This is a genomic window from Desertivirga brevis (genome assembly GCF_017355835.1).
This window is the reverse complement of sequence record NZ_JAFEWF010000016.1, coordinates 27592-39905: the sequence shown is the minus strand read 5'-3', so window position 1 is coordinate 39905 and position 12314 is coordinate 27592. Positions and strand designations below refer to the sequence as shown.

Below are 12314 nucleotides of genomic sequence, written 5' to 3'. Positions count from 1 at the left end.
GTTTTTCGGATTTAAATGAATAAAGTTTCAGTTATTACTGTTAATTACAACCAGCCTAAAGTAACAGAAGAGCTTCTTCACTCTATTTCGCTATTGAACCGTTATCCCGACATTGAAATAATAGTAGTAGATAATGGCAGCAAAAATGATCACGTCCCCAAATGGACTTCCAGGTACCATGACGTAACCTTTATACGCTCTGATGTGAATTTGGGTTTTGCCGGAGGGAATAATCTGGGGATCGAAGCTGCGAGTGGGGATTATCTGTTCCTGGTTAACAACGATACCGAATTTACGCCGGGACTGGTAGAAACACTTGTTTCTGTCCTTGATAACAATCCACAAGTGGGTATGGTATCTCCTAAAATACGTTTTTTTGATCAGCCTGATACCCTGCAGTACGTGGGCTTCACTTCAATGAACTTTAATACGGCCAGAAATAAAACTATTGGCGAGTTTGAAGTTGACCAGGGGCAGTACGACAATCTAACTGGTCCTACAGGCTTTGCTCATGGGGCAGCCATGATGATCAGAAGCTCTGCAATTAAGAAAGCAGGGGTTATGTTCGAACACTTCTTTTTGTATTATGAAGAAATGGATTGGTGCGAGCGTATTAAAAAAGCAGGATTCGAGATCTGGGTGGAACCTCGAGCCCTGATCTACCATAAAGAGTCGGTTTCTGTTGGCCGGAAAAGTCCTCTAAAAGAGTTTTTTATGAACAGGAACAGAATCCTTTTTATCCGAAGAAACGCACCACTTTTGTCAAGGCTGATATTCTATTGTCATTTCGGGCTACTGGTATCGCCCCGGAACTTACTTAATTACATAAAAGAAGGGCGGACAGATCTGGCTAAACAGCTTTTCCGCGCGATCTGGTGGAATATCACGCATAAAAAAGACAGTAACGAATTAGGTTTCCCCATCAATAAAATTTAACACTTCAACCAGCAATATATCGAATGAAATTTACTTTCTGGCTATCCCTGTTTATCGTTTTCTACACGTTTCTGGGATATGGTATTCTCCTATACTTCCTAATTAAGGTGCGACGGGCCATTAAAGGCAAACGAGCAATTCCCGAGGTGGATTTTCAAGATCTGCCCAGTTGTACTCTTGTCATCGCTGCTTATAACGAGGAAGGGTTTATTCGGGAGAAGATCAGTAATACCCTTCAACTAGCATATCCTGAAGGAAAACTAGACATTCTATTTGTCACAGATGGGTCGAATGACAAAACCCCTGATATTATCAATGAGTTTCCTCAGCTGAAACTGTTGCACAGGTCTGAGCGAAGTGGAAAGATTGCAGCGGTTCACAGAGCTGTTGAGCAGGTACATACAGAGGTAATTGTTTTTACTGATGCTAACACATACCTCAATAAAGATGCTCTAATCAATATTTGCCGTCATTACGCTGATCCTAACGTTGGTGCCGTTGCTGGCGAGAAACGTGTGATGGCCGGTGAAGAAGCAGATGCAAGTGCGGCAGGGGAAGGATTTTACTGGAAGTACGAATCTACGCTTAAAAAATGGGATTCAGAACTGTACTCGGTAGTTGGCGCGGCTGGAGAACTTTTTAGTGTGAGGAAAAACTTATACCAACCCGTAAGCAAGGATGCGATACTCGACGACTTTATGATTTCAATGCTTATTGCAGAGAAAGGTTATAGAATTATTTACGAGCCGGAAGCTTATGCATCTGAGACTGCATCTGCCGACGTATCGGAAGAGCTGAAAAGAAAAGTGCGGATTGCTGCGGGAGGTATACAATCAATCATCTGGCTGAAAAGCTTATTCAACATCTTCAAGTACGGCACCTTAAGCTTCCAGTATGTGAGTCACCGTGTCCTCCGGTGGACAATTACTCCCTTCTTATTAATTCTCGCTTTGATCCTGAACATATTAATCGCCTTTCAACCTGCCGAGCTACTTTTCCAGCACCTTCTCGTTGCGCAGGTCTTATTTTATGTGATGGCGTTCATAGGCTATTTATTTGAAAAGAAGAATTTAAGGATTAAGATCTTATTCATACCATACTATTTTTGTGTAATGAACTACGCAGTACTTGCAGGAATTATAAGATATTTCCGTAAGCAGCAGAGCGCAGTTTGGGAAAAAGCAAAAAGAAAAGAATAATGCAACCGGTGCCAGTTAAAACATTTACAACTGGCACCTAAAACCTTACACGGTTGAAAATTAGCAACACCATTTAGATCAAACTCTAAAGTAAGTCTTTCTCCATTTTTCAAAAACTAAACCACCCAATTCAATGTTATCGTTTATTCTACTATAAAGAGTAACATGCTTAATAAGGGGCTATTTTTTGATCAAAAGATGAACTTTGCCACATAATGATCCTAATAGTTGATGACAAACCGGAGAATATTTTTTCCTTAAAAAAAATATTAGAGATAAACAGCTTTGAAGTCGATTCTGCCCTTTCAGGAGAGGAGGCATTAAAAAAAATATTAAAGAGATCCTATGCGCTGATTATACTAGATGTACAAATGCCCGGAATGGACGGGTTTGAAGTTGCCGAAACAATATCTGGTTATAGCAAATCTAAAGACATTCCGATAATTTTCTTATCAGCTGTAAATACCAACAAGCAATTTATTACTAAGGGCTACGCCTCGGGAGGTATAGATTATATTACGAAGCCGGTTGATCCGGACATTCTTTTGCTTAAGGTTAAAACATTTTACCGCTTATATGAACAAACTCGTGAGCTTAACGAAATTCAAAGAGCTTTAAGGGAAGAGATCGAATTTAGAAAACAAGCTCAATCTGAGTTAAAAGAACGTGTTCAGGAATTAAGATCAACACTTGAAACCCTTCCACAAATTGCGTTTACGGCCCGTGCTAATGGAGAGATTGAGTTTGTTAATCAACATTGGTACACCTATTCGGCATCTGATAGCGAGTTTCCTGAAGCACATCCAGAAGATGCTAGTATCGAAGAGAATTGGAAGGAAGCTGTGGAGCTCGGAAAAAACGTAAATCTGGAGGTTCGGATCAAGAAATTAGCCAATGACGAGTATTGCTATCACCTTCTTCGTGCAACACCAATAAAGGAACGGGATCATATTGTTAAATGGGTTGGTACCTTCACGGATATCGAAGAGCAGAAAAAGGCAGAGAGACGAAAGGACGAGTTTCTAAGCATTGCAAGTCACGAGCTGAAGACTCCCCTCACCAGCATAAAAGCGTATATGCAATTGCTAGAACGGTCTATGGGTGCCGACCAGAATGAAGGAATACCAGAAAGTGCGCGGTATCTGCGACGCACTCAGACTCAATTAGACAAACTTCAGAGCCTTATTGTAGACCTGCTCGACATCTCGAAAATTGAAAGCGGTAAAATGGCCTTTAATAAAAAGGAATTCGATTTTGCGCCCCTAATTGAGAGCACAATAGATATAACCCGGCAAACAAATCCCGATTATACTATTTCTCTGAGGGGAGACAATCAGGTTAAAATTTTTGGAGACGATACTCGTATTGAACAAGTGTTGATCAACTACCTAACTAATGCCATTAAGTACTCCCCAGATAATAAAATAGTGGAAGTTTGCACAGAGCTTACTCCTGATAATTTTGTAAAAGTTACTATTAAAGATAAAGGAGTAGGCATTCCCACTGAAAAAATCAACGATGTCTTCAAGAAATTCTACCGAGTGGAGGAGAACTCTCATCGGTTCCAGGGACTTGGAATAGGGCTTTATATTTGCTCTGAAATAATTCGCAGACATAATGGAACTTTTGGTGTGACCAGCCAGGAGGGTATAGGCTCCGAGTTTTACTTTACTTTACCAATCTACCAGAGACTGAACATTAAGACAAATCAGGAAAAGAGCATCAATGAAATCAACTGCAACTAAAAATCTGCAATTAGGTTATGGCTTATCGCTGTTACTATTGCTGGTAAGTTCAATTGCATCTTATATAAGTATTCAAAATCTTCTCCAAAGCTCTAAGCAAGTTGACAGGACAAATGAAGTGATCAGGGAATTAGAAAATACAATTTCTATTCTGAAGGATGCCGAAACCGGCCAGCGCGGATATCTGCTTACGGGTATAGATGATTTCCTGGAGCCATATAACGGAGCCTTCGAAAGAGCGGAGTCTTCAATAGCTCATGTAAGGCAGTTGACTGCCGACAACGAGGCGCAGCAGCGAAACTCTGACGTGTTGCAAAATATTGCCTTAAAACGCCTCAAACGTTTGGACCAGGTTCTTAACTATAAAAAAAGTGTAGGGTCTGCAGACGTAAAGGACATGATCTCAGGAAAGATCTACATGGACCAGGCCAGGGCCGTTGTAAAAAAGATGGTCGCTGAGGAGAACAGGCTTCTAAAGGAAAGGACTGAGAAGATGAACAAGTTCGCCATCTTCACTCCAATCCTGATCGTTCTTGCCGCTATAATGTCTATCATCATTACCCTAGTTTCCTACTTCCGGGCCAAGAAAGACATAGAAGAACGCACTGAACTGTACCTGCAACTTAGTGAGAAAGATCAGGAAGTGACCAAACGATTGCAAATCATCGAAGGCGTAGCAGATAAAATTTCAAACGGAAACTATACTATAAAGATTGAAGACCAAAACGAAAAAGACACCTTAGGAAGCCTTGCACTTTCTTTGAACAAAATGGCCGAATCTCTCCAATATTCATTTACCGTTCTTTCTGACAATGAATGGCTTCAAAGTAGTATAGCTGCTCTGAACGAAACGATGGTGGGTGAGAAAGATCTTGATCAACTTACAGGCGACGTTCTTAGTTGCGTGGTCGAATACACCGACAGTCATGTAGGTGCCTTTTACCTTGCTACCGAAATTGATCAGTTGGAACTCGTATCTGGTTATGCGTTAAATCGCAATAAAAAGCAACGGATCGAGATCGGTGAGGGTATGGTAGGGCAAGTGGCCTCAAGTAAAAAGCCGATAAAGCTGGATCAGCCGTCTGAAGAAGGTATCATAATTACTTATGCGAGTGGTGAGGCTAAACCCGCCCATTTGTACATTTTACCTATTGTGCAAAATGACGAGCTTGTGGGTGTAATTGAAGTTGCTTCATTTAAAGAATATACAGAACGTCATCTGGATTACTTCAAAAGTATCTCCAGAGGCATAGGTCTGGCCATCATTACTGCACAAAACAGGAAGAGGTTACAACAGCTTTTGGAAGAGACGCAAGCACAATCAGAGGAACTGCAGGCCCAACACTCCGAGCTAGAAAACTTGAATACAGAATTAGAGGCCCAGGCGCTTAAGCTCCAATCTTCCGAAGAAGAACTAAGAGTACAACAAGAGGAATTATTGCAGGCGAATAAAGAACTTGAGGTAAGGAGCAGCACATTAGAAGAAAAAAATCAGCTGATCGTGGAGCGCAACCTTGAGATACAGCGCAAAGCAGAAGAACTGGAGTTGAGCACCAAATATAAGTCGGAGTTCCTGGCCAACATGTCGCATGAATTACGTACTCCTCTTAACTCCATTCTCCTGCTGTCAAGGCTAATGACCGAGAACCCGGAGAAGAACTTGAATGAAGATCAAATTGAATACGCGAAAGTAATTCAAAGTTCGGGAAATGGTCTCTTATCTCTGATCGATGAAATACTTGATCTTTCAAAGATCGAAGCAGGTAAGATGGAGCTTGAATTTGTAGAAACTTCGCTTCAGGAAATAGTGAGTGATATGAAAGGCTTATTTACCCCTATCGCAAGAGATAAAGGCCTCGACTTGCAATTTGAAGTCAGCTCTGATACTCCATCGGGCATTATCACTGATAAACTTCGTCTGGAGCAGATCTTAAAAAACCTTCTTTCTAATGCCCTTAAATTTACAGCAAAAGGCTTTGTGAAGCTTTCAATCTCCGTTCCTGAAGGGAATAACAAGTTTGTGCGTTTTTCAGTAACAGATACAGGGATTGGAATTCCGGCGGAAAAACAAAAACAAGTTTTCGAGGCATTCCAGCAGGCGGATGGCTCTACCAGAAGAAAGTATGGAGGTACTGGATTAGGGTTGTCTATTAGTCGCGAGCTTTCGCGGCTTTTGGGAGGAGATATTTCGTTAAAGAGCGAAGCTAATAAAGGAAGTGAATTTTCCGTTGTATTGCCGGTTGAGGGAAGCAGTGCCTCGGTGGATTTAACCGCAGGACGGCTTTCTACACCCGCAGCTGAAACCGAGACTCCTGCGCCTCCAGCAAGCGTTGCTGCTCAAGAAGCATCGCCTAGGATACCAGTAGCAGAAATTCCGCAAATAGTTGCCGATGACAGGGAAAGTATAAAACCCGGAGAGACTGTTGTTTTGATCGTTGAAGATGACTTGAACTTTGCAAAAACCTTATTGAGCTTCACCCGGAAGCGAGGATATAAAGGTATTGTAGCCACTCAGGGCGATTATGGGATACAGATGGCCCGTCATTACAAACCGGTTGCCGTACTGCTCGACATTCAACTGCCCGTGAAGGATGGTTGGGAGGTAATGGAAGAACTTAAGTCGAGTCAGGATACCAGACATATTCCCGTCCACATCATGTCGGCCCTGGATGCAAAAAAAGAAAGCCTTGTTAAAGGTGCGGTAGACTTTATTAATAAGCCGATTGCTTTAGAGCAAATGCAGAACATGTTTAGCAAATTGGAAGATGCCCTCAACAGGCATCCGAAAAAGGTGCTGATCATTGAGGAAAACACCAAGCATGCAGAAGCTCTCGCTTACTTCCTCTCAACCTTCCAGGTTGTAACAGAAATAAAAGAATCTGTTAATGAAGGTGTTTCTGCCCTAAAAGACAGGAATGTGGATTGCGTTATACTGGATATGGGAATTCCTGATCCAAATGCATATCAGGCTCTGGAGGAAATCAAAAAGAATGATGGATTGGAGAACTTGCCCATCATCATTTTCACGGGCAAAAATCTTTCGAAAACAGAAGAAAAAAAACTGAAGCAATACGCTGACAGTATTGTAATGAAAACAGCCCACTCCTACCAGCGAATCCTTGATGAGGTTGCTTTATTCCTGCATTTGATCGAGGAGAAACATCCTGCGGAGAATGGCAGCAAAAAGAACCTCGCTGAATTAAATGAGGTCTTAGAGAATAAGACAGTACTTATTGCAGATGATGATGTAAGGAATATCTTTTCGCTTACTAAGGCCCTCGAACAGGCTAAAATGAAAGTTCTTTCTGCTACTGACGGTAAGGAAGCTTTAAAAATCCTGGAAGAGAATCCTCAGGTTGATGTAGTTTTGATGGATATGATGATGCCAGAGATGGACGGCTATGAAACTACTTCCAAGATTAGGAAAAATTATAAATACCGCGATCTCCCAATACTTGCTGTAACGGCAAAAGCGATGACCGGAGACAGGGAGAAGTGCATAAAAGCTGGTGCGTCAGACTACATTTCGAAACCAGTGGATATTGATCAACTGATTTCCCTGCTAAGAGTATGGCTTTACAACAAAAATATTTAAGTCAATGAAGAGTATTTTAATTATTGACGACGACCCTAGAAACATCTTCGCATTAAAGGCCGTACTAAAAGCTAAAGGTTTCACCTGTCTTACTGCCACTACCGCCGAGGAGGGATTAGACCTTCTTTACGCTCATAGCACTGAAGTTGGCATTATTCTTATGGATATGATGATGCCCGACATGGATGGTTATGAAGCGATATCAGTGATCAGGCTAGGAGACAATATTTCTCAGGTGCCTATTGTTGCGGTTACTGCCCAGGCAATGGTTGGCGACAGGGAGAAGTGCCTGGAGGCTGGTGCAAACGCTTATATATCAAAACCTGTAAATGTGGATTCCTTAATGTTAATAATAGATGAATACTTAAAATAAGATGTTTGAGCTGAAAGTTGTACAGGATGATGAGATAAAAGTGCTTTTGAACGATCTGCTTGAGCATCATGGTTACGATTTCACCGATTACTCAAAGGCGTCTCTCAAACGTAGGATAAATCGCCTTTTCACACTGGATCGCTTTCCAAGCTTTGCTGAATTCCGTTACCGCTTGATGCACGACCCTCAATATGTAAGAAGGTTTGTGGAACAAATTACAGTTCCTGTAACTGAAATGTTTAGGGATCCCTCTTTTTATAAAACATTAAGGGAAGAAGTTCTGCCGGTTTTAGGTACCTATCCGGTAGTCAGGATCTGGCATGCGGGCTGCGCTACAGGCGAGGAAGTTTTTTCTATGGCCATCTTGCTTAAGGAAGCCAACATATTGCATAAGTCGCTTCTATATGCTACAGATATAAATCCGGAAGTACTTGAGCGTGCTAGCAATGGAATTTTTCCTCTAACCCAGATGAAACAATACTCGGAGAATTATATCAATTCGGGAGGCAAGGAGGAATTTTCATCCTATTATTCTGCGAACTATGATATGGCCAAGTTTGAAAGTTCGCTCAGCAGTAAAATGATATTTTCCACCCATAACCTCGTTTCAGACCGTTCCTTCAACGAGTTCCAGTTGATACTATGCCGTAACGTTTTAATTTACTTTGACAGACAACTGCAGACCCGGGTGTTTGAACTTTTTACGGAAAGTCTGGATAATCTTGGTTTCCTCGCTTTAGGATCTAAAGAAACCCTTCGATTCTCCTCTGTTGCATCTCATTATAAAGCTATTAATGCAAAGGAGAAAATATGGAGAAAGATAGCTTAAGGAAAATCGACCTGGTCCTGATAGGTGGATCAGCTGGCTCCCTGGAGGTTATCCTTCGAATTTTGCCAGATCTTAAAAAAGATCTTCCCTTCGCTATTATCATTATTATTCACCGCAAAAGCAGTTTTGAATCTACATTAACAGCATTACTGGCTTCCCGAACTAGCTGGGAGGTAAAGGAAGCCGAAGAAAAGGAAGATATTTTGCCAGGAATTATTTATTTGGCGCCGGCCGACTACCACCTTCTCATAGAGGATGACAGAACTCTTTCTTTGGATTATTCTGAAAAGATCCTCCATTCGCGACCTGCCATTGATGCAACATTCCAGACAGCAGCAGATGTTTATAAAGATAAGACAGCTGCCTTCCTTCTATCGGGAGCAAACGCAGACGGAAGTGCCGGATTGAAGGCTATTCAACAAGCAGGCGGACTAACAATTGTTCAGGATCCGGAAGAAGCTGAAATTAAGTATATGCCCGCGCAAGCCTTAAGTAAAATGAAGCCTGATTACATTCTATCCAAGTACAAGATGGCAGAGCTGATCAATCAGCTTGGTAATAAAAGCTCCTGACGTCCTCCCTAAGGTTATACCTTGACGCCATCACCTCCCCATAAGCGCCAGCCGAGCGGATAGCAATCAAATCCCCTCGTAACGATGCAGGCATCTCTACTTCTTTACCAAAGCAATCGGTCGACTCGCAGATCGGACCAACAATGTCATACTTAACCACCTCTCCTTCTGTTCTCGATATATTCTCGATCTTATGATAAGCCTGATATAATGCCGGACGCATAAGCTCGGTCATTCCTGCATCCAGCACAAGAAAATGTTTCTTAATCCCGTTCTTCACGTAAAGTATTCTGCTTATTAACGTGCCGGAATGTGCAACCAAAGCCCGGCCTAACTCAAAATGAACTTCCTGCCCAGCCTTTCTCTCAAGGAATTGGTCAAAGATCTGGAAGTAATGCTCGAAGTCAGCAACAGGTTTCTCGTCCGGATTATGGTAGTCAATCCCCAAGCCTCCGCCTACATTTAAAATACTCAAGTGAAAACCACGCTCTTCGAACCAACTACTGATTTCATTAACCTTTACACAGAGGCTTTTGAAAACAGTCAGATTAGTAATTTGAGAACCAATATGGAAGTGAATACCAATCAATTTTACGTTTGGTAAAGTCTTTAATGCATCTGTACAGGCGTGCAGGTCCCATTGATTAATACCAAATTTATTCTCTTCAAGGCCGGTGGTAATATTGGCATGCGTATGAGCGTCTACGTTAGGGTTAATACGTAACGCAACTTTAGCTACTTTACCAGCCAAAGCTGCAAGTTCATTAATAACTCCAAGCTCTTGAACTGATTCTACATTGAAACAGAAGATGTCATTTTCCAGGGCCAAAGAAATCTCCCTGTCCGACTTACCTACCCCTGCAAAAACAATCTTATCCGGAGCGAACCCAACCTCTATCGCCTTTTTAACTTCGTTTCCACTCACACAGTCTGCTCCGAAGCCAACCTCCTTTATCTTTTCAATAACTCTCTGGTTAAAGTTAGCCTTCATGGCATAATGCACATGAAAGTCATACTTATCCGCAGCTTCTTTACAGGAATCAAGAGTTTGCTGAAGTAAATTAAGATCGTAATAGTAAAAGGGGGTTTCCTGTTGCTGAAAAGCCGAAAGAGTATCTTTATTAAGCATGATGATCAAAAAAATCCCCCTTAAAAGGGGGAATTGAAATATTAGTATTTCTCCTAAAAGAGAAATTATTTACTGAAATAAGTTTTTGTGCAAGCTTTGCAGAGCTTCAACTTTGTCGGAAGATTTAACGAGTAAAGAGATGTTATAATTACTTCCACCGTAAGAAATCATTCTGATAGGCACCTTTGCCAAGGCTGAGAAAGTACTTGAAGTAAACCCGTTAGCATTGTAAGAAAAATCGCCCACAACACAGATGATCGTTTGATCATGATCCACCTCTACCGTACCAAAGTCTTCAAGTTCTTTAGTGATCTCTGCAAGGTATTTTGTATCGTCTATCGTCAATGATACAGCAACTTCAGATGTAGTGATCATGTCGATCGGAGTTTTATAACGCTCGAATACCTCAAACACCCTTCTAAGGAAACCATAGGCGAGCAACATGCGGCTCGATTGGATTTTTACAGCTGTAATTCCGTCCTTCGCTGCAATCGACTTGATGATGCCTTTCTCGCTATCATTGGTAATTAAAGTACCAGGAGCAGCAGGGTCCATCGTATTTAATAAACGAACTGGGATCTTATATTTCTGCGCAGGGAATACACTTTGCGGGTGTAATATCTTTGCTCCAAAATATGCAAGCTCGGCTGCTTCATCAAAAGAAAGCTGAGCAATTGGCTTTGTTCCCTGAACAACACGAGGATCATTGTTATGCATTCCATCAATGTCGGTCCAGATCTGTACTTCATCAGCACGGATTGCAGCACCAATCAACGACGCAGTGAAGTCGCTACCTCCACGGCGAAGATTATCAATTTCCCCAAAAGCATTCCTACAAATATATCCCTGCGTGATGAATAGAGTATTTTCAGCTTTTTGATCTAAAAGGGTTTGTAAATGAGACCCAATATATTCCACGATCGGCTCATTGTCCTCATCTATTTTCATAAAGTCAAGAGCTGGCAGTAAAACAGACTTAACTCCAATCTCTGCTAGATAAAAATGATATAAGGCTGTAGAAAGCAATTCACCCTGAGCCAGAACGATTTTCTCTTCAACCGGAGTAAACAACTCAGTATCTAAAGAACCAATAAGGGTAAAATGGTAAGTGATTAACTCAACGCCTCTCTTCTTTCCATCTTCAGTAGCAAACAATTCCTGAACAAATACTTTATATTTTTCATGTAAAGCATCAGTTAATTGTTTAGCTTTTCGCTTATCTCCGTCTAAATAAGCTTGTGAGATTTCTACAAGGCTATTAGTGGTTCCTGATACCGCAGACAGTACGACGATCTGCTTCTCTTCCGGACGGATGATGTCTAATAATTTTTTCATCCGCTCGGGACTTCCTACTGATGTTCCTCCAAATTTTAAGATCTTCATTTAAAGCAATATATTTTGATGAGATGAACCTAAATAACCCATGCACTAATTATTGTTCACTTATTATTAGTAAACAATTCTACAGGTTCTATAATTTGGCGCAAAATTAGTCAAAAGCTTTAGAATTTAAGCTCCCCTTATAATTTATCTTGGAAAATAAGTTTGGCAAAAATTTTGCAAAGACTACAACCTGAAACCCACCCTCCAATCTCTCCTAACCCTGGATGTTCCTTTACCATCCTGGGATCTTTTTTTCTTATTTTTTCTAAAACAAATCCCGAAAAATCGAATTCTACTATTAATATAAACCCACCTGTTATGAATAACACTAAGCTATTAACCAGCAAAGATCAGGAGCTGATCAGTATGTTTGCGGAGGATGAAGTAACCTTTTGGGCGAACAAATGGGGAGTAACTAAAGAAACTGTAAAAAGTGCAGTGAAGTTTTCGGGGAGTAATTCAGTTTCAAAGGTGTATACATACCTTGTCAACTCGAATAAAGTCCGCTTAAGCTAAGGCACAACGTAACATTTTTGAGCAGCCCTGACGAATC

Annotated in this window: 10 protein-coding genes; 8 read left to right on the top strand and 2 right to left on the bottom strand. The window is 41.2% G+C overall.

Going from position 1 to position 12314, the window contains the following annotated elements; genetic code table 11:
- The first annotated feature begins 15 nt into the window (after positions 1 to 15).
- The 7 genes from J4N25_RS25940 to J4N25_RS25910 all read left to right on the top strand — a co-directional run bounded on the left by J4N25_RS25940 (position 16) and on the right by J4N25_RS25910 (position 9249).
- Positions 16 to 936: a glycosyltransferase family 2 protein gene (locus J4N25_RS25940; protein ID WP_207424808.1), complete on the top strand. Its 921-nt coding sequence runs from the start codon at positions 16 to 18 to the stop codon at positions 934 to 936.
- A 23-nt stretch (positions 937 to 959) separates the two neighbouring features.
- Positions 960 to 2135 carry a glycosyltransferase family 2 protein gene (locus tag J4N25_RS25935; protein WP_207424807.1) on the top strand — a complete coding sequence of 392 codons (1176 nt, stop codon included), beginning with the start codon at positions 960 to 962 and terminating at the stop codon, positions 2133 to 2135.
- Between the two features lie 215 nt (positions 2136 to 2350).
- Positions 2351 to 3880, top strand: coding sequence for an ATP-binding response regulator (locus J4N25_RS25930; protein ID WP_207424806.1), 1530 nt, complete (start codon positions 2351 to 2353; stop codon positions 3878 to 3880).
- Positions 3861 to 7475, top strand: a complete 3615-nt coding sequence (locus tag J4N25_RS25925) for a response regulator (protein ID WP_207424805.1) — start codon at positions 3861 to 3863, stop codon at positions 7473 to 7475. Before J4N25_RS25930 ends, J4N25_RS25925 begins: the two co-directional genes overlap by 20 nt.
- A 4-nt stretch (positions 7476 to 7479) precedes the next feature.
- Positions 7480 to 7848, top strand: a complete 369-nt coding sequence (locus J4N25_RS25920; RefSeq protein ID WP_207424804.1) for a response regulator — start codon at positions 7480 to 7482, stop codon at positions 7846 to 7848.
- Between the two features lies 1 nt (position 7849).
- The gene (locus J4N25_RS25915) at positions 7850 to 8677 is read left to right on the top strand and encodes a CheR family methyltransferase (RefSeq protein WP_207424803.1); all 828 of its coding nucleotides are present in this window, start codon (positions 7850 to 7852) and stop codon (positions 8675 to 8677) included.
- The gene (locus J4N25_RS25910; RefSeq protein WP_207424802.1) at positions 8659 to 9249 is read left to right on the top strand and encodes a chemotaxis protein CheB; all 591 of its coding nucleotides are present in this window, start codon (positions 8659 to 8661) and stop codon (positions 9247 to 9249) included. Before J4N25_RS25915 ends, J4N25_RS25910 begins: the two co-directional genes overlap by 19 nt.
- Here J4N25_RS25910 and lysA read toward each other — a convergent pair.
- Together lysA and J4N25_RS25900 are read right to left on the bottom strand one after the other, a co-directional pair.
- On the bottom strand, positions 9221 to 10378 hold the full coding sequence (lysA, locus tag J4N25_RS25905) for a diaminopimelate decarboxylase (protein WP_207424801.1): 1158 nt from the start codon (positions 10376 to 10378) through the stop codon (positions 9221 to 9223). The genes J4N25_RS25910 and lysA overlap by 29 nt on opposite strands.
- A gap of 69 nt (positions 10379 to 10447) precedes the next feature.
- A complete protein-coding gene (locus tag J4N25_RS25900; protein ID WP_207424800.1) occupies positions 10448 to 11761 on the bottom strand; it encodes an aspartate kinase in 1314 nt (437 codons plus the stop codon).
- A 318-nt stretch (positions 11762 to 12079) separates the two neighbouring features.
- Between J4N25_RS25900 and J4N25_RS25895 the strand changes: the two genes are divergently transcribed.
- Positions 12080 to 12277, top strand: coding sequence for a DUF3606 domain-containing protein (locus J4N25_RS25895; protein ID WP_207424799.1), 198 nt, complete (start codon positions 12080 to 12082; stop codon positions 12275 to 12277).
- Positions 12278 to 12314: the final 37 nt, after the last annotated feature.